Raw genomic sequence first — 19575 nt, forward strand, 5'->3', positions numbered from 1 at the left:
TAATGAGTGAGATGACTCTCAACGCTGCTGAGCAACCAATCGATGAATTGGTTGGCTGGGTTAAGCAGCACGATTTCTCATTAAACCTGCCGACTGAACGTCTCGCATTTCTCATCGCTATTGCAGTGCTTAGCAATGAGAGGTTTGATGAAGAGTTGGGTGAAGGTGAATTGCATGACGCATTTACTATCGTCACTCGATTATTTGAGGATACCGGAGAAGCGTCTGCTTTTCGGGCTAACAATGCAATTAATGAGATGGTGAAGCAGAGGCTGATTAGCCGCTTCACCAGTGAAGTGAACGATGGCGCAAGTATTTATCGTTTGTCGCCGCTCGCGATTGGGATTACGGACTATTATGTTCGCCATCGTGAGTTTTCTAAGTTACGCCTCTCAATCCAGTTGTCGATGGTGGCGGATGAAATGGCGAAAGCAATTGAATCTGCTCAGCAAGGCGGGACGCCGGGCCACTGGAAAAAGAACGTTTATGGTGTGCTCAAATACTCTGTTGGTGAGATATTCGATCAAATTGATCTCAACCAACGTGTGATGGATGAGCAGCAACAATCCGTTAAAGTGCAGATTGCCGAGCTCCTGAATAAAGATTGGCGTGAAGCGATCAACAACTGTGAAGAGTTGTTATCTGAAACGTCTAGCACCTTGCGCGAGCTGCAAGATACATTACAAGCAGCCAGTGATGAGCTACAAACTCAAATCCTTGATATTCAAGAAACTGTTTACGGACAAGATGACCTTGAGTTTATTGAGGAGGCCTTGTTTGGCTTACAGATGAAATTAGATCGCATCACAAGCTGGGGTCAACAAGCGATTGATTTATGGATTGGTTACGACAGACACGTCCATAAATTTATCCGCACCGCCATTGACATGGATAAGAACCGTGCCTTCAGCACGCGTTTGCGTCAGTCAGTCAAAGATTACTTCGACACACCTTGGTATCTGACTTATGCCGATGCAGAAAGGTTAGTCGATCTCCGCGATGAAGCGCTGGTGCTTCGAGATGATGAAGTGACTGGTCAAGTGCCACTGGAAGTGGAGTATGAAGAATTCCAACAAGTGAATGATGAGCTTTCTGAGCGCATAGGTGACATGCTCAAAGTGCATAAAGAGCAGGGTACCGCTATCCACCTTGGAACCGTATTACGCGAATATTTATCACAGCATCCGCGCACTCATCATTTCGATTTAGCCCGTATCGTCATTGATCAAGCCGTACGTCTGGGTTACTCCGAATCGGATTATCAAGCGATTCAACCAGATTGGCAGGCAATTAACGAATACGGAGCAAAGGTACAAGCAAATGTCATTGACCGATACTAATGATTACATGTCAGAGAATCTGGCAAAAGCGATTTCAAACCCACTTTTCCCGGCGCTAGACAGTATGCTTCGTGCTGGACGCCATATCTCTACCGAAGACCTCGACAATCATGCGCTACTGTCTGATTTTGAAGTTGAGCTGTCTTCATTTTACCAACGCTACAACACTGAACTGGTGAAAGCACCAGAAGGCTTCTTTTACCTTCGCCCTCGTTCTACTTCCTTGATTAATCGCAGTGTGCTGTCTGAGCTCGATATGCTGGTGGGCAAGGTGTTGTGTTTCCTTTACCTAAGCCCAGAGCGTTTAGCGCATGAGGGAATCTTTACCAATCAAGAACTGTATGAAGAGCTGCTGGCTTTATCCGATGAGAAAAAGCTGATGAAGCTGGTAACTAACCGCGCGACTGGTTCAGATTTAGATAAAGAAAAACTGTTTGAAAAGGTCCGCACTTCTCTGCGCCGTTTACGCCGCCTGGGGATGATCATCAATATTGGTGAAACCGGTAAATTCAGTATCAGTGAATCAGTATTCCGCTTTGGTGCTGATGTGCGTGTCGGAGACGACATGCGCGAAGCGCAGTTGCGCTTGATCCGTGATGGTGAAGCTGTGGTGCATACCAAAGAACCAAGCCAAGGCAGCTTGCTGACAGAATCAGAACAAGGTGATGAGTCATCTCAATCAGAAAAATTAGAAGAAGGTGAAGCATGATTGAAAGAGGTAAATATCAATCGCTGACCATGGTCAACTGGAACGGCTTCTTTGCACGAACCTTTGACATTGATGGCTTAGTTACCACGTTATCAGGAGGTAATGGGGCAGGTAAATCAACCACAATGGCGGCATTTATTACAGCCTTGATACCTGACCAAACGCTGCTGCATTTCCGAAATACGACTGAAGCGGGCAGTAGCCAGTCTTCACGTGACAAAGGCCTTTACGGTAAATTGCAACCAGGTGCCTGTTATGCAGCACTGGATGTGGTGAACTCACGCAATCAACGCTTACTGTTTGCGGTGAAGCTGCAGCAAGTCGCGGGTCGTGATAAGAAAGTGGATATCAAACCGTTCGTGATTCAAGGGCTGCCAAGCAGTGTGAAGCCGACAGACATTCTGATTGAAAGTGTTTCTGCGACTCAAGCTCGTGTTCGTCAGATCAACGAAATCAAAGAGTCAGTCGCACAACATGAAGGTGTGCAACTTAAGACTTTCAATTCCATCGTCGATTACCACGCGCAAATGTTTGAGTTTGGCGTGATTCCTAAGAAATTGCGTAACTCCAGTGACCGTTCTAAGTTCTATCGCTTAATTGAAGCGTCTCTGTACGGTGGTATTTCGAGTGCGATTACCCGCTCATTGCGCGATTATCTACTGCCTCAAAATGGTGGTGTTAAGAAAGCATTCCAGGACATGGAGTCGGCGTTGCGTGAAAACCGCATGACGCTTGAAGCGATTAAAACCACTCAAGCAGATCGAGATCTGTTTAAACATCTGATCACTGAATCGACCAATTACGTGGCGGCTGACTACATGCGCCATGCCAATGATCGTCGTAATAAGCTTGAGCAGACTCTGTCTCTGCGCTCTGAATTGTTTGGCTCGCGCGAAACACTGGTTGAGCAAAATAGCTTGCTTAATCGTGTTCAGGAAGAGCTTGAATTGCTGGTGGAATCCGAATCGGCTCTAGAGCAGGACTACCAAGCGGCTTCCGACCACTTACAGCTTGTGCAGAATGCATTGCGTCAGCAGGAAAAGATCGAGCGCTATCAAGAAGACCTTGAAGAGCTGAGTGAACGACTTGAAGAACAGATGATGGTCGTTGAAGAAGCGCAAGAGCGTGTTCTCATGATGGAGGAGCAAGCGACGGTTGCGGAAGAAGAGGTAGATAGCCTAAAGACTCAGTTAGCGGATTATCAGCAAGCGTTGGACGTTCAGCAAACCCGCGCACTTCAATACCAACAGGCAGTTCAAGCGCTAGAGAAAGCCAAAAACTTGCTGGGTGATGCAGGTCTTAATGCTGAGCGTGCGCAGGATTTGGTGTCTGAGCTGAAAACTCAGGAATCAGAGAGCACGGCGGCTTTGCTGTCGGTGAAACACAAACTGGATATGTCTTCAGCCGCCGTTGAGCAGTTTGAGACGGCGCTTACTTTGGTTCGTAAGATTGCTGGCGATTCAGTGGAGCGTAAAAATGCCGCTGAAGTTGCAAAGCAGTCGATTCGTCAAACGCGAGATGCCGAGCAAATTGCACAAAATGAACAACAATGGCGAGCACAGCACAGAGATCTAGAGCGTAATCTCAATCAACAGCGTCAGGCTCGTGAGTTAGTCGACGCGTATCAGAAGCAACATCGTGCTGAGCTCGTTGATGAGTTAACCTTTGAGCAGGAACGTGAACGCCACGCTATGCAGGTCGAATCGCTTGAGATAGCTCAGGAGGATGTACGCGAGCAACGCAGCGAACAGCGTCGCTTAGAGCAGGATTCTGCTAGCGAAATCAAAAAGCTTGAAGCCATTGCGCCAACTTGGATTGCTGCTCACGACGCACTGGAAATGCTCAAAGAGCAAAGCGGTGCTGATCTGTATGACAGCCAAGCGGTTATGTCTCACATGCAAGCAGTACTTGAGCAAGAAAAGCAACAGTCACTGGCGAAAGAAAAGCTCGCTGAGCGCCGTGCTCACTTAGAGAATGAAATTGAGCGGTTAGCGTCACCGGGTGGCTCCAATGACCCTCGTTTGAAAGGCTTAGCTGACACATTAGGTGGTGTGTTGTTGTCAGAGATTTATGACGATATCACCATTGGTGATGCGCCTTATTTCAGTGCGATGTACGGTCCATCTCGTCATGCTATTGTGGTTTCTGACTTAACGGGTATTGAAGAAAAGCTGGTTGAGCTAGACGATTGCCCTGAAGACCTTTACATCATTGAAGGTGATATCGACGCCTTTGATGACAGCTCATTTGATGCCGAAGAGTTAGAAGGGGCAGTTTGTGTTCGCATGAACGCTCGCCAGATGCGTTACTCACGTTTCCCAGAAATTCCTCTGTTTGGTCGTGCCGCGCGTGAACAACGTTTAGAGCTGCTACGTGATGAACGTGAAGAAGTTGTTGAACAGCATGCGAAAGCGGCGTTTGATTCACAAAAACTGCAGCGTTTATATCAGGCATTCAACAACTTCGTGGCGAAGCACATACAAGTTGCTTTTGAAGCAGATCCAGAGCAATCGCTGACAGTGGTTCGCGAGAAGCGCAATCAAGTGTCACGAGTATTGGCAGATTTGGATGCCAAAGAGCAGCAGCAACGTTCTCAATTGTTAGCGAGTAAGCAGGCGTTGTCCTCACTGGATAAATTAGCACCAATGATGGCGCTGATTGAAGATGACTCATTGACATTGCGCTTCGAAGAGCTTGAAGAGAAAATCGCTCAGTTGTCTGAAGCGAAAGCATTTTTGAGCAGCCACGGGAAAACAGTCGTTGAACTGGAAAAAATCGCCTCAGCGCTTGAAGCCGACCCTGAGCAATTTGATGCACTAGAAGCCGAATATCAGGCATCGGATGTTCAGTTACAAGAACTTAAGAAGCAGATCTTTGCGTTGTCTGACTTGGTGGAGCGTCGCCATTACTTTGCTTATTCTGACTCCGTTGACTTACTCAACAAGAGTAGCGAGCTAAGTGAACAGCTTAAAGGCAAGCTTGTTGAAGCAGAGAGGCAGCGTACGCGTTCGCGTGACGAGCTGAAGCAATCTCAAGGTCAGATGAACCAGTACAACCAGGTCTTGGCATCGCTGAAGAGTTCTCATCAGGCTAAGCAGGAAACGGTTCAAGAATTCAAGCAAGAGCTGCAAGAGTTTGGTGTAACGGCTGATGAAGGCGCACAAGAGCGAGCCATGCGTCGTCGAGATGAACTGCAGGAACGTCTGCATACGTCACGCAGTCGTAAGAGTGAATACGAGCGTACCATCACCTCGACTGAGCTAGAAATGAAAGGCCTAGCAAAGCGTCTTAAGAAGGTTCAGAAAGAGTACATTGAACTGCGCACCTTTGTGGTTGCAGCCAAAGCTGGTTGGTGCTCTGTACTAAGGTTAGCACGTGAAAACGATGTCGAACGCCGTTTGCATAAACGTGAGCTCGCCTATATGTCAGCGGATGAACTGCGTTCGATGTCGGATAAATCGTTGGGAGCGTTGCGTCTGGCGGTGGCAGACAATGATGACTTACGTGATGCCCTGCGTTTGTCAGAAGACAATGCACGTCCTGAGCGTAAAGTCCTATTCTATATTGCAGTGTACCAGCATCTGCGTGAACGCATTCGCCAAGATATCATCCATACTGATGACCCAGTTGAGGCCATTGAAGAGATGGAAGTGGAGCTGGCGCGATTGACCGAAGAACTGACGCAACGTGAAAATCGCCTCGCGATCAGTTCTGAATCTGTCGCTAGCATCATCAAGAAAACCATTCAGCGTGAGCAAAACCGTATCCGCATGCTAAACCAAGGCTTGTCGAACATTGCCTTTGGTCAGGTAAAAGGTGTTCGCTTGAATGTGAAGATTCGTGAAAGCCACGACATTTTGCTTCATGGTTTAGCTTCGCAGCAAGAGCAGCACAAAGACTTGTTTGAGACCTCTCGCTACACCTTCTCAGAAGCGATGGCGAAATTGTTCCAGCGAGTTAACCCACATATTGATATGGGACAACGTAGTCCTCAAGTCCTGGGTGAGGAGCTGCTGGACTACCGCAACTACCTAGAGCTGAGTGTTGAAGTCTGCCGTGGCTCAGATGGTTGGCTCCAAGCTGAATCTGGTGCGTTGTCTACGGGTGAAGCGATCGGTACTGGTCAGTCGATTCTTCTGATGGTGGTTCAGAGCTGGGAAGAAGAATCTCGTCGTCTACGTAGTAAAGACATTGTTCCTTGTCGACTGCTGTTCCTAGATGAGGCTGCGCGTTTGGATGCTAAGTCGATTTCGACTCTGTTTGAGCTATGTGACCGTCTGGACATGCAGTTGTTGATTGCGGCACCAGAAAACATCAGCCCAGAGAAGGGCACCACTTATAAGCTCGTACGTAAAGTATTTAAAGACCATGAGCATGTTCATGTGGTTGGTCTAAGAGGCTTTGGACAAGCGGATCAAGATAAGTCGGAAGCTCAAGAACTGATTGAAGAGCTTTAAAGACAAGCTGATAGAAAATACCCGCTGAGTTAGCGGGTATTTTTTTGTTTAGCGTCAGTGTCTGATGCGTAACCGGACATGCTTTCAGTATCTGCGTCATGTCGTGGTTTCTGAATCATCGAAAGCTCAGTCTGTCACCTCTTTGGCGAATATACCAAACTGCTTGGCGGCATAAGCGACACGTTCGGCAGGTTTGGGGTACTCCATCCCTAAGCCCAAGCCTTCGATGTGATGAAGCCTAGGTAACAAGCCTGCTCCATTCGCTATTTGGATGGCTAATCCCGGACGAGCATTGAGTTCTAGGACCATTGGCCCTTCTTCTTTGTCGAGTACCATGTCAGTACCCATATAACCCAGACCTGTCATTTCCCATGCACTTGAAGCCAATGTGAGTAAGCGCTTCCAGTGGGGTACTTGTAACGTAGCGAGTTCTTTCCCCGTATCGGGGTGGTGTGTAATAGGTTGGTCGAATTGGACAGCTCTTACTGCGCGACCTGTCGCGATATCAATACCGACACCGACTGCACCTTGGTGCAAATTTGCTTTACCATCAGAGGCGGCTGTGGAGCAACGCATCATTGCCATAACAGGGTAGCCTTTGAAAACAATAATACGTACATCTGGTACACCTTCATAACTGAATCCGTCGAAGCAGCTATCAAACTTGATCAGATTTTCAACAACCGCGACATCGTTCTTTCCCCCTAGTGAAAAAAGACCCGCTAGTGCGTTACTAATGTGGCGTTCGACGTCTTCTTGGTTGATTGTCGCGCCTGAGGGCTTGGTATAGGTACCGTCCTTGTGAGAGGTGATAACCAAAATACCTTTACCACCACTGCCTTGGGCAGGTTTAATAACGAAACCAGGCCACTCTTTAACCATTTTATGAATGGTTTTGACTTCAACCTGGCTACTGATCACACCAATGAGTTTCGGTGTGGTTGCTCCATGTTGCTGAGCAATAATCTTGGTTTTGAGCTTGTCATCCACCAGTGGATATTTAGAGCGATCATTGTAACGGCCAATGTAGCTGTGGTTGCGTTGATTCATACCCATAATGCCTTTATGACGAAGCTTATCTGGCGATGTAAATTGCGAAGTAAAACGTGTGAGCATCGTTTAGTCCTCCGCTAGTGGCTTAAAGCGACGTAATTCAGTTAGGCGATAACCGGTATAAGTCCCAAGGAGTAGTATGCCGGCGAGAACAATCAACTGAAGGCCAATAAAATTGAAGGTCAGATGTTGAATGTAAGTGCTGGTCATTGCTAGGTAAACCAGCACGGCAGTCGCCAATGAGCCACCACCCTGTAACACCACCTCTTTAGCGCCTTCTTCCTCCCATAGAATCGACATCCGCTCGATGGTCCAAGAAAGGATGATCATCGGGAAGAAGGTAATTGATAGACCTTCGGTCAAACCAATCTTAAACGCCACAACAGTGAAAACGGAGATGATCATAATGACCGTGATAATCACGGCAGAAATTCTAGCAACCAGAAGTAAGTTGAGCCTTGACAGATAGCTTCGAATTACCAGCCCTGTGCCAACAATCAGCAAGAAGCCGACGATTCCTGTTAGGAGTTGAGTTTGAACAAACGCAACGGCAATCAAAACTGGCATGAATGTACCTGAGGTTTTCAAACCAATGATGACACGCAGGAAAACCACGATAAGCGCACCGATTGGGATTAGCATGATGGTTTTAAACATCGCTTGCTCTTCAAGTGGCAAACTATGAATAGAGAAGTTAAGCAGACCATCTGCCTCTACTTTGTCCAGTGTGGCCTGTTTTGGTGAGACTTCCTGAGCGATCATCGAGAAGTGAACTTGGCTGTTTTGACCGCCGATTATATCAAGTAGTGATACATTGGACTCGTCCCAAATTAGGATGTTATCAGCGATCACTTTATTCGTATTTTCAGGGTTGAATAGTTTCCAGGCTTTGCCGTCCCAAACCTGATTCATTTGCTGGATAGTCTGACGTCGACGACCATCCTCTAGCTCAACAACACCGACAACTTTACTCGGTATTTCTGCATATGCGAGGATCTTATCAACCGCCTCCACTTTTGACATCTTGTTCAGAATGAGTGCTGCGTTCTGACTGTCCGAGTCGTTGAGGATTTTAATCAGTTCGCGAGCAAATGTGATGTCATCAGCAGAGCGTTTGTTAGCGCGTTCAATTAACGAAACTGCAGCGGCTTCTGTCGGACCGTCAAAAGTAGGCGGTGTGATGTCTTTATTCGGCGCTTTCGATTCTACTTTTGCTTGTGGGTCGACGAGGAATTGGGCTTTATAGTAGATGGTTTGCGGACCGACAGCGTGGCGAACAGACCACTCGGCACGACGACCAGTGTCAGTCTTGACGTATGACACTCCGTAGCCTGGTGACGATGATGACTCACTGATCCGTGTGAATCCATTTTGAGTTTGAGGGGCGGCCAATGACGCCTTAACAGGTTTGGCTTGGGCATTGAACTCAATACGAGCTTCAATATCCCAAACCTGACGGGTTTCCCCTGGAGTCCATGGAACGCCGTAAGTCTGATGTCTAAACAGGCTTAAAGCGATGCCTGCAATAATCAGCAGAACGACCGATATGTAAAAAGGGACTTTAGACGTCATAAGCTACCTTATTGTTTTTGTTCAACTTCCTTTTGGACGTACTTCTTGCTTACATCCACCACTGCGATATCACGGATAAATTCACGGCCTAGTAACACAGGATGGGTCATCTGTGAGCGATCTGCCAAAGTGAACTGTGTTTTTTCGTGAATCGTGCCTAATCTTACCCATAATTCGACAACAGCTCTGCGTTCCGTCTCATCATTTGTCGATTGGCGTATTTTTACAAAACGTATAATCGGAGCCTCAATCCAATTTGTATCATCCAATGGCGTGACACCATCGGACAAATGGAAGCGCACCCAGTTTTTGCCGTTACGTTCAAATTGTTCAATATCTACAGCATTGAGTGAAGAAGTGGCGGCTCCAGTATCAATGCGACTGTCAAATGTCTGCTTGATGGAATCAATACTGACTTTCTCTATTTCACCCAATACCAACTCTTGCGAAGGTGTAGAAGCAAGCTTTACAGGAACGGGCGTGACGATAGGCTCACGATTTCTTTTCACTTCTGCCATGGCTTCCGTTTTAAATTTGAACAGTTCTTTGTCTAACAAATCGACTTTAGTTTGTAAGCTTTCAATGTGTTCGGCTTGATTGCTGACTTTTTGCTCCAAAAAGGAAAGTTTTTGAGTGAGGTTGGTTTCTGAAGATTGGATAGCTGCAAGGGTTTCTTGATGATACTGCTCACTGTTGGTGAGGGTGCAGCCAGAGAGTAGGGCAATCGAAATGACCGGAGTCAATTTGGTAAACATTGAAAATCCTGAATTAGATTAAGTTGTTTATACATTGAGAGTTTAAATCATCCCTCACTTCGCTCACAAGACACATTACCTGTCTAAGACTTATTGAGTCATGATTAGTGATGCACTGCAAAATATAGGATGCACGGAGCATCCTAAATTTTAGAGTCTTTTAAGGTTCAGATTAAGTATTTGAAGGACCTAAAAAGTTAAGAGTCTGTCAATAATTAGTCTTAATTAGGTTTTTTCGCGACGAGAACCGCACGACGTGGGGCAGGATGCCCTTCAATCGTTTTACTTGGGTCATTCGGATCGAGATAATCAGGCAGAGAATTGTGAGTCATCCATTCGGTTGTGCGCTGTTCACCGAAAGAGGTGATATTCTCATCAACAATGCGCACGTCCTCGAAGCCAACTTGCTCGAGCCACACTTTGAGGGCTTTGGCTGAAGGAAAAAAGTACACATTACGCATCTGAGCGTATCGATCTACAGGAACCAGAACGGAGGTTTCATCACCCTCAATGACCAATGTTTCCAATACAAGCTCGCCACCCGCGACAAGCTGGTCTTTAAGCTGAATGAGATGATCGAGTGGAGAACGTCGATGGTAAAGCACGCCCATGCTAAACACCGTATCGAAGGCTTCAAGCTTTGGCAGTTGCTCAATACCCAGAGGTAACAGGTGTGCGCGTTGGTTATCGCCCATTAGTTTGCGTACTGCTTCAAACTGAATTAGGAACAAATGGGATGGGTCTATACCGACACACAATCGCGCGCCTTCACCCAGCATGCGCCACATGTGGTAGCCGTTGCCACAACCTACATCTAGTACACTGCGATTTTTCAGAGGTGATATATGTGGCAGAACACGATCCCACTTCCAATCGCTGCGCCACTCTGTATCAATATGGATACCGTGTAGATGGTATGGGCCTTTACGCCAAGGGTGGAATGTACGAAGCAGGTTTTCTAGCTTTTTGAGCTCACCAGTATGAAATGGTGTATCGTTCGCAATAGTGACTGAGTTTTTTAAATCAACCTGATCAGGTGAACCTTCAGGGATTTTATGCAGCGCTTTTAGCCAGCGACCAAAATCACCATGTTCTGCATTTTGCCACTCGGTTAGTTGTTGAGGCAAAACATTCAGCCACGGTTGAAGGCGTGTATCTGTGGCAATTAACTGATAAAAATTGGCAAAGTTAAACATAGTTTTTCACTGATTTTGTGGTGTAAAAGTCAAGTTTGTCATTCCCTACAGTGAGGGACGAACGTGATAGGGAATCTCGGTTTTTATCTTTTTTGATAAGAGATCCCCAACTCGCTCGTTCCTCTCTCTTGAGGATGACGTCCTAATGAGAGCAAGCCGTGTGTACTTCTCGCTATTTTATCGCGAACATCGAGCCAAAGTTAAAGCATTGGAACCAAACGTCAAAACTACTGAAGCCAATTTCAGCAAAGCGCTCTTTATGCTCTTTTTTTGAATCTGGGCGCATTACATTTTCTATCGCGCTGCGTTTTTGACTGATTTCTAATTCGCTATAACCGTTGGCACGCTTAAAGTCATGATGAAGATCAATGAGCAATTCATTAGACACTTGATCTTCGAACACATATTTTTCTGACAGGATTAAAATGCCACCCGGACGGAGACCCGCATAGATTCTTTCTAGCAAAGTGTATCTATCTTGAGGTGACAAAAATTGCAGTGTGAAATTGAGTACTACGACAGAAGCGTTTTGGATTTCGATATTACGAATGTCTGCTTCAACGACTTCTACAGGTGTGTCGCTGCGGTAAGCATTAACGTGCAGTTTGCAACGCTCAACCATGGCAGATGAGTTATCGACGGCAATGATTTTGCAGCCTTCCTGCTGAATATGACGACGCATGGACAATGTAGCCGCACCGAGCGAACAACCAAGATCGTAAATGTTTGAATGTGGTTTAACGAACCTTTCGGCCAACATGCCGATGGCAGAGATGATATTGCTGTATCCAGGAACAGAACGCTGAATCATATCAGGAAAAACTTCTGCGACACGTTCATCAAACGTGAAATCCCCTATTTTTTCGATAGGAGCGGAAAACATCGTATCTGGATTGCTCTTAGGGTACATAATCGATTCTCTGACCAGTTTCGCATTGGTATCAAAAAGGCGCGTATTTTATGAGAAAATCGCGCCCGTGTCATGTGTTGAGGCTACTCTACTCAGAACATTTGTAACTGGGAATTGCCATCGTTTGCCGGAAATGCTGATAAGTCAGGCAATTGAGCACGGTTTTGCAGCATTTTATACAAATTGCTCGCAAGTTCTGGCGCAATAATATTGTCGGCAGTATGAATCATTACATAAGGCCGTTTCCCTTCTGCTATCCACTCTGGCAGTTTTTTCAGCCAAGGGGTGAAAAAAGCATAGTTTTCAGACTCTGTTGGATGGCCGATAAAGCGAATCATGGGGTGTGACGCTGTGGCGATAGCATGCACAGGCACTTTTGGCTTTTTTTGCTGTGCGTCCACGATGGCTTCATTGTCTGGCTTCGCAGCAAACACAGGTCGGCTATCCATGATGATCCGGTCGTAGCCTTTCTCATGCAACCACTGATTCAATTGACGCTCTTCCTCACCTTTGGCGAAAAAAGCAGGGTGTCGAACTTCAACACCAATAGGAAAGTTGGGCGGGAACAAGTCGCAGAATCTTTGCAGATCATTTAAGTGCTCAGGGCCAAAAGCGGCTGGTAACTGAATAGTCCACTGCCCTATGCGATCATGCAAAGGTGCCATGATTTGCATGAACTCATTGAGTGGCCCTTGACTGCCTCTCAACATTTGTTGATGGGTTATCGCTTTGGGCAGCTTAAAAGTGAACCTGAAATCATCGTGCGTTGCAGAACGCCAGTTCTGTACGGTTGACACACTTGGTGTGGCGTAAAATGTCGTGTTTCCCTCGACGGTATGAAAAACCTGAGCGTACTTTTGTAACCTTTCGGCGGGTTTAGTACCACTGCCATAAAAGCTTTGTTGCCAGTTGTTGTGAGACCACATGGTGAGGCCAAGTCGGAGAGGTAATTCGTTCATGTCTAACAGTCTTTGCCTATCTTGCCAGATACTTTACGAGAGTTTTGAAGAGAGTGATACTTTCGATCTATAATCAGCGCCAATTTTTTCTGATTGATGTGGTTTTGCTGTTTTATTGTGCTAAAAAGCATCAAAACCAGATAAACAGCAATAAATTGTATTCTGAATAGTCGATTTTGAATGACTTTCAGCGTATAAATGGATCTTTGCGCTATCAGCTAAGAAAACGCTGATATCAAGTAATTAACAAATTTAGAGAGATTGGGAAATTCATTATGCGTACCCATTACTGTGGTCACCTGAACAAGTCCCTTGCAGGACAAACTGTAGAACTTTGCGGCTGGGTTAACCGTCGTCGTGATTTAGGCGGTCTTATTTTTATCGATATGCGAGATCGTGAAGGCGTCGTTCAGGTAGTTGTTGATCCAGATATGGCAGATGCGTATGAAGTAGCTAACACACTTCGTAATGAATTCTGTATCAAACTAACGGGTGAAGTTCGTGTTCGTCCAGACAGCCAAGTAAACAAAGATATGGCAACGGGTGAAGTTGAGATCATCGCCAAAGGTCTTGAAATCATCAACCGTGCAGACGTTCTGCCACTCGACTTCAACCAGAAGAACTCTGAGGAGCAGCGTCTAAAGTATCGTTATCTAGATCTTCGTCGCCCTGAAATGAGCGACCGCATTAAGCTACGTGCTAAGGCGTCTAGCTTTGTTCGTCGTTTCTTAGATGACAATGGTTTCCTAGACATTGAAACGCCAGTACTGACTAAAGCGACGCCAGAAGGCGCACGTGACTACTTAGTACCAAGCCGCGTCCACAAAGGTTCGTTCTACGCGCTTCCTCAGTCTCCACAGCTATTCAAACAACTGCTAATGATGTCTGGTTTTGACCGTTACTACCAAATCGTTAAGTGTTTCCGTGATGAAGACTTACGTGCTGACCGTCAACCAGAGTTCACTCAGATCGATATCGAAACGTCTTTCATGACGGCTGATGAAGTTCGCGCAACGACCGAGAAAATGGTTCGTGATATGTGGCAAGAGCTACTAAACGTAGACCTAGGGCAATTCCCAGTGATGCCTTTCTCCGAAGCGATTCGTCGTTTCGGTAGCGATAAGCCAGACCTACGTAATCCACTAGAGCTCGTTGATGTTGCAGACCTAGTAAAAGACGTAGAATTCAAAGTATTCTCAGGCCCTGCAAACGATGAGAAAGGTCGTGTTGCAGTGATTCGCGTACCAGGTGGCGCTTCTCTAACTCGCAAGCAGATTGATGGTTACGGTGAGTTCGTTGGCATCTACGGCGCGAAAGGTCTAGCTTGGATGAAGGTTAATGACCGCGCAGCTGGCATGGAAGGTATCCAGTCTCCAGTGGCTAAATTCCTAAGTGAAGATGTTATCAACGGCATTTTAGATCGCACTCAAGCTGAGTCAGGCGACATCATCCTGTTCGGCGCAGACAAAGCGAACACAGTTGCAGAAGCAATGGGTGCGCTACGTCTGAAACTAGGTAAAGATCTAGAGCTAACAGACGAAAACGCATGGGCACCGCTATGGGTTGTTGACTTCCCAATGTTCGAAGAAGATGACGAAGGCAACCTGCATGCAATGCACCACCCGTTCACATCACCTCTAGGCGTGAATGCAGAAGAGCTAAAAGCAAACCCAGCGGCAGCTAACTCAAACGCATACGACATGGTCCTAAACGGCTATGAAGTTGGTGGTGGTTCAGTTCGTATCCACAATGCAGAGATGCAAGCAGCCGTATTTGATATCTTAGGTATCGATGCAGAAGAGCAGCAGCTTAAGTTTGGTTTCCTATTGGATGCACTTAAGTTCGGTACGCCTCCTCACGCAGGTCTAGCATTCGGTCTTGACCGCCTAGTGATGCTGCTATGTGGTACAGAGAACATTCGTGATGTTATCGCGTTCCCTAAAACAACCGCGGCAGCGTGTCTACTAACAGACGCACCAAGTGTTGCTAACCCAGCGGCGCTTGAAGAGCTAGCGATTGCTGTGAAACTAGCAGAGAAGAAAGAAGATTAATTCTTTGTTCTAGCGAATAGCTAAATAAAAACGGCGCTTCAATTGAAGCGCCGTTTTTTGTTTTGTGCGTTAAGCGAGCGTGTCATTCCATAGAGAGACGCAGGAGCGAGTAGGGAATCTCCAAAGGTTTTCGATTCGCTTCAAGAGATCCCCAACTCATTCGTCCCTCATTCTTGAGGATGACAGCAACAAGAAATGCTTACTAAGTGCCTATCCAGCAAAGTGTTTCTAATACTCTATTTCCTTCCACTCACCTGGCTGCAATTCACCCAGCTTAATATCGCCCATTGAATATCGAATGAGACGTAGGGTTGGGAAGCCAATATTAGCCGTCATACGACGAACCTGACGGTTTCTTCCTTCGATAATGGTGATCGCCAGCCAAGTGGTTGGAATATTGGCCCTAAAGCGAACAGGAGGGCTGCGTTCCCATACTCTGGGCTCTGCCATCACTTCAACTTTTGCGGGTAGAGTCATGCCATCTTTAAGCTCAACCCCCGTCCTCAACTTATCGAGGTCAGACTCTGACGGTGCTCCGTCAACTTGCACCCAATACGTTTTCGGTGACTTAGATTTTGGCTGAGTCAACTTAGCCTGCAATATGCCATCATTAGTCAGTACCATTAGCCCTTCGCTATCTCTGTCTAATCTCCCGGCCGCATAGACATCTTTCAATGGGATAAAATCAGCCAGTGTTTTTCGGCCTTCACCATCCGTGAATTGGCTCAATGTATCAAAGGGTTTATTGAACACGATAACTTTGCGATCTTCAGGCGCTAATCTAGGCTTATTACTCGTTGGCTTTTTTCGGTTTCTTGACGAATGTGGTTTGGTTTTATGCGCTGCTGAAGAGTGTTTAAAACCAGATTGACGTCTACGTGAAGAGGGCGAAGAAGACTCACGGTGTGAGCGTGGTGACATGTTAACTACCTTGCAAAAATGTAAACGAAGTGTGGGCGAAAATTTTCAAAATCATCCGTTTTAGGCTATGATGTGCGCGCCCGAAAACAGGATTGGTGCACAAGATAATAGACTATTCTTCCGATTTTGTTTAATTATAAAAGTACAGTTCTCACGGATCTTACGCTTAAGCAAACGTAAGGAAAAAACAAAAGAGACAATAAATCGCAAACAAGTGAGGGGATGACAATTCAACTTGTTGGCGGACACACAACCCAAAGCCGTTCATCCGACGGGCTTTGTTAGAACAATAGGGAAATTTCATGCCTACAGAAAAACCTACCATTATTTATACCATCACTGATGAAGCTCCTGCACTAGCAACGTATTCACTGCTACCAATCATTCAGTCGTTCACAGCTTCATCTGGTATTGATGTTGATACTCGTGATATCTCTCTTGCTGGGCGTATTATTGCAAACTTCCCAGAGCATTTGACTGAAGAACAACGCATTGGTGACGCACTGGCTGAGCTAGGTGAGCTAGCAAAAACACCTGAAGCTAACATCATCAAACTTCCAAACATTTCTGCTTCTATCCCACAGCTTAAAGCAGCAATCAAAGAACTTCAGGACAAGGGCTACAATCTGCCTAACTACCCTGAAGAGCCAAGCACGTATGAAGAAGAAGCTATTAAAGCGACTTACGACAAAATCAAAGGTAGTGCAGTAAACCCTGTACTACGTGAAGGTAATTCAGACCGTCGTGCGCCACTGTCGGTTAAGAACTACGCCAAGAAAAACCCTCATTCAATGGGTGCGTGGTCAAAAGATTCTAAGTCTCATGTATCAAGTATGTCTGGTAACGATTTCTTTGGTAGCGAAAAGTCTCACACGGTAGAGAGTGCGACCGAGGTTAAGATCGAATTCACGGCGGCTGACGGTGCGGTGAAAGAGCTTAAAGCACCATTCGCTCTTCAAGACAAAGAAATCATAGATTGTTCAGTAATGAATAAAAAAGCATTAGTAGAATTCTTTGAAAAAGAAATTGCTGATGCGAAACAGCAAGATGTTCTTCTATCGCTTCACATGAAAGCGACAATGATGAAAGTGTCTGACCCAGTGATCTTCGGTCACGCAGTTAAAGTTTACTACAAAGATGTGTTCGCGAAATACGGTGACGTATTTGATCAACTGGGCGTAGATGTGAACAATGGTATTGGCGATGTTTACGCTAAGATTGCCTCTCTACCAGCTGCTCAAAAAGAAGAAATCGAAGCTGCGCTGCAAGCGGTTTACGAAACTCAACCACCGCTAGCTATGGTTGATTCAGATCGTGGTATCACTAATCTTCACGTGCCAAGCGACATCATCGTTGATGCTTCTATGCCTGCAATGCTGCGTTCTTCTGGCCAAATGTGGGGTCCAGATGGTAAGCAGAAAGACACCAAAGCGATGATTCCTGATCGTAGCTACGCAAGCATCTATCAAGCGGTTATCGATTTCTGTAAAGAAAACGGTGCGTTTGACCCAACGACAATGGGTAGCGTGCCAAACGTAGGCCTAATGGCTCAGAAAGCGGAGGAGTACGGTTCTCACGATAAAACGTTCATTCTTGACCAAGCGGGCACAATCCGCGTTGTTGACGCTGCAGGTGCAGTGCTACTAGAGCAAGCGGTTGAGGAAGGCGATATCTTCCGTATGTGCCAGGTGAAAGACGCTCCGATTCAAGACTGGGTGAAACTGGCGGTAACACGTGCTCGCGCAACAGGTGTACCAGCAGTGTTCTGGTTAGATGAGAATCGTGCACACGACGCTCAGCTGATCAAGAAGGTGAACGCTTACCTACCTAACCACGATACATCAGGTCTAGAAATCAAGATCCTAGCACCACTAGATGCATGTAAGTTCTCTCTGGAGCGCATCAAAGAAGGTAAGGATACTATTTCTGTAACAGGTAACGTACTGCGTGATTACCTAACGGATTTATTCCCGATTCTAGAGCTTGGTACGTCAGCTAAAATGCTTTCAATTGTGCCACTAATGAATGGTGGTGGTCTGTTTGAAACTGGAGCAGGTGGTTCGGCACCTAAGCACGTTCAACAGGTTGAGAAAGAGAACCACCTACGTTGGGACTCTCTGGGCGAATTCCTTGCACTAGCGGCCTCTCTAGAGCACCTAAGCACAGTGACTGGCAATGCTAAAGCTCAGGTATTGGCTGATGCACTAGATAAAGCAACAGGTGAATTCTTGGATAACAACAAGTCACCTTCGCGTAAAGTCGGCGAGTTGGACAACCGTGGTAGTCATTACTATCTAGCAACCTACTGGGCGCAAGCACTAGCAGCTCAAACTGCTGATGCAGACCTAGCCGCAGAGTTTGCACCTGTTGCTGAAGCGTTATCTTCAAAAGAAGACGCTATCGTTGCTGAGCTTAACGGCGCGCAGGGCGTGGCTGGCGAACTGGGTGGTTACTATGCCCCTGAGTTTGAAAAAGCATCACCTCTGATGCGCCCAAGCGCAACATTGAACGCTATCATTAATGACTAATGAGTCATTTTGAAATTGAAAAAACCCGCCAAATGGCGGGTTTTTTATGTTTCTGTTACGACACCTAAGGTGTCGAGATAAGTTTTGGCAGCGTATTATTTAATGGCTTGAGCTTCTACTGGTATGACAGAGCTTGCGTGATACCCTTTCGGACCTTGTTCCACTTCAAATGTGACTTGTTGGCCTGCTTTCAGAGTACGATACCCATCCATTTTGATTGTGGAGTAATGCGCAAAAACATCACCGTCTTCACCTTCCGGACAGATAAAACCAAATCCTTTGGCGTTGTTAAACCATTTTACTGTACCTGTAGCCATGCTATACATCCCTCATGCATATTGTTACTGAAGTTGTGTGATTACACGTTTATCCCGTGTGTAAACAAAAAGTGAATATCCATTCAGCCGCTGCCAAATTTTGAGTCACTATTTGACCAATGTAGCCAATGGTTGAGTACAGTCAATAGGAAAAATGTATCACACTCAACATATTTGCAAACAAATCACTTTTAAGATTTACATTTTTGTAACGAATTTCAGCTTAATCCGGTCTGTTGTATTTAAGCTCTGATTGGTTTTTGGTGTCTTTTTAATCAATTAGATAGAGAATGCGGTTTGATAGAAATCTTTTATTTGCAGCGATACAATTGCTGCATTAGTCTCTAAGTAAGGGCACAAATTTGCTTGGCTCAATTTGTTCTTACTTATAAGAGCTAAATCGATAACTTCCGCGTAGCGAAGTGGTAAAATTATCTTAAGCAACTTTCTAAACACGATGAGTCATGAGCAAGCAATTTGAATGGGTCACTCCAGACTCTGATTTACTGGAGCTAGAAAAAACAAAAGTAAAGCCGCCGTCCATGTATAACGTTGTTTTGAATAACGACGATTACACACCAATGGACTTTGTGATTGAAATCCTAGAGCGTTTTTTCTCTATGGATATAGACAAGGCAACACAAGTGATGCTCAAAGTGCATTACGAAGGTAAAGCGATATGTGGCACATTTACTGCCGAAGTCGCCGAAACCAAAGTAGCGCAAGTCACAATGTATTCTCAAGAAAACGAGCATCCTTTGCTTTGTACAATGGAGCAAGCGTAAAGCTGAATCAAGCAACCTAAGT

At 45.9% G+C, this 19575-nt stretch carries 14 protein-coding genes; 6 read left to right on the top strand and 8 right to left on the bottom strand.

The window, feature by feature from the left end; all coding sequences use genetic code 11:
* Positions 1 to 2: 2 nt before the first annotated feature.
* From mukF to mukB, 3 genes are read left to right on the top strand one after another with little or no spacing between them, the layout of a single operon-like run.
* Positions 3 to 1340, top strand: coding sequence for a chromosome partition protein MukF (mukF, locus tag TW84_RS16720; RefSeq protein WP_045976764.1), 1338 nt, complete (start codon positions 3 to 5; stop codon positions 1338 to 1340).
* Positions 1321 to 2049, top strand: coding sequence for a chromosome partition protein MukE (mukE, locus tag TW84_RS16725; RefSeq protein WP_045976765.1), 729 nt, complete (start codon positions 1321 to 1323; stop codon positions 2047 to 2049). The genes mukF and mukE overlap by 20 nt, the downstream gene beginning before the upstream one ends.
* Positions 2046 to 6506 (top strand): chromosome partition protein MukB, encoded by a 4461-nt coding sequence (gene mukB / locus TW84_RS16730; protein ID WP_045976766.1) that lies wholly within the window; start codon positions 2046 to 2048, stop codon positions 6504 to 6506. The genes mukE and mukB overlap by 4 nt, the downstream gene beginning before the upstream one ends.
* Positions 6507 to 6632: 126 nt before the next feature.
* Here mukB and TW84_RS16735 read toward each other — a convergent pair whose 3' ends face one another.
* The 6 genes from TW84_RS16735 to TW84_RS16760 all read right to left on the bottom strand — a co-directional run bounded on the left by TW84_RS16735 (position 6633) and on the right by TW84_RS16760 (position 12951).
* The gene (locus tag TW84_RS16735; RefSeq protein WP_045976767.1) at positions 6633 to 7622 is read right to left on the bottom strand and encodes an alpha-L-glutamate ligase-like protein; all 990 of its coding nucleotides are present in this window, start codon (positions 7620 to 7622) and stop codon (positions 6633 to 6635) included.
* A gap of 3 nt (positions 7623 to 7625) precedes the next feature.
* The gene (locus TW84_RS16740; RefSeq protein ID WP_045976768.1) at positions 7626 to 9131 is read right to left on the bottom strand and encodes an inactive transglutaminase family protein; all 1506 of its coding nucleotides are present in this window, start codon (positions 9129 to 9131) and stop codon (positions 7626 to 7628) included.
* An 8-nt stretch (positions 9132 to 9139) separates the two neighbouring features.
* Positions 9140 to 9886: an ATP-dependent zinc protease family protein gene (locus TW84_RS16745; RefSeq protein ID WP_045976769.1), complete on the bottom strand. Its 747-nt coding sequence runs from the start codon at positions 9884 to 9886 to the stop codon at positions 9140 to 9142.
* A gap of 221 nt (positions 9887 to 10107) precedes the next feature.
* Positions 10108 to 11082 (bottom strand): tRNA 5-methoxyuridine(34)/uridine 5-oxyacetic acid(34) synthase CmoB, encoded by a 975-nt coding sequence (gene cmoB / locus TW84_RS16750; RefSeq protein ID WP_045976770.1) that lies wholly within the window; start codon positions 11080 to 11082, stop codon positions 10108 to 10110.
* A 172-nt stretch (positions 11083 to 11254) separates the two neighbouring features.
* Positions 11255 to 11992 carry a carboxy-S-adenosyl-L-methionine synthase CmoA gene (gene cmoA, locus TW84_RS16755; RefSeq protein ID WP_045976771.1) on the bottom strand — a complete coding sequence of 246 codons (738 nt, stop codon included), beginning with the start codon at positions 11990 to 11992 and terminating at the stop codon, positions 11255 to 11257.
* A gap of 92 nt (positions 11993 to 12084) precedes the next feature.
* The gene (locus tag TW84_RS16760) at positions 12085 to 12951 is read right to left on the bottom strand and encodes a DUF72 domain-containing protein (protein WP_045976772.1); all 867 of its coding nucleotides are present in this window, start codon (positions 12949 to 12951) and stop codon (positions 12085 to 12087) included.
* 275 nt (positions 12952 to 13226) lie between these two features.
* Between TW84_RS16760 and aspS the strand changes: the two genes are divergently transcribed.
* Positions 13227 to 15002, top strand: coding sequence for an aspartate--tRNA ligase (gene aspS / locus TW84_RS16765; protein ID WP_045976773.1), 1776 nt, complete (start codon positions 13227 to 13229; stop codon positions 15000 to 15002).
* A 228-nt stretch (positions 15003 to 15230) separates the two neighbouring features.
* Here the strand turns inward: aspS and TW84_RS16770 are convergent, their stop codons facing one another.
* Complete coding sequence (locus TW84_RS16770) at positions 15231 to 15923, bottom strand: pseudouridine synthase (protein WP_045976774.1); 693 nt, start codon at positions 15921 to 15923, stop codon at positions 15231 to 15233.
* Positions 15924 to 16225: 302 nt separating this feature from the next.
* On the opposite strand from TW84_RS16770, the gene TW84_RS16775 reads away from it, so the two are divergent.
* Positions 16226 to 18451 carry an NADP-dependent isocitrate dehydrogenase gene (locus tag TW84_RS16775; protein WP_045976775.1) on the top strand — a complete coding sequence of 742 codons (2226 nt, stop codon included), beginning with the start codon at positions 16226 to 16228 and terminating at the stop codon, positions 18449 to 18451.
* Positions 18452 to 18546: 95 nt separating this feature from the next.
* Here the strand turns inward: TW84_RS16775 and cspD are convergent, their stop codons facing one another.
* Complete coding sequence (gene cspD / locus TW84_RS16780; RefSeq protein ID WP_045976776.1) at positions 18547 to 18768, bottom strand: cold shock domain-containing protein CspD; 222 nt, start codon at positions 18766 to 18768, stop codon at positions 18547 to 18549.
* A gap of 464 nt (positions 18769 to 19232) precedes the next feature.
* On the opposite strand from cspD, the gene clpS reads away from it, so the two are divergent.
* Positions 19233 to 19553, top strand: a complete 321-nt coding sequence (clpS, locus tag TW84_RS16785; RefSeq protein WP_006962880.1) for an ATP-dependent Clp protease adapter ClpS — start codon at positions 19233 to 19235, stop codon at positions 19551 to 19553.
* Positions 19554 to 19575 lie beyond the last annotated feature (22 nt).

It is taken from the genome of Vibrio neptunius, from assembly GCF_000967495.1.
Taxonomy (GTDB): domain Bacteria; phylum Pseudomonadota; class Gammaproteobacteria; order Enterobacterales; family Vibrionaceae; genus Vibrio; species Vibrio neptunius.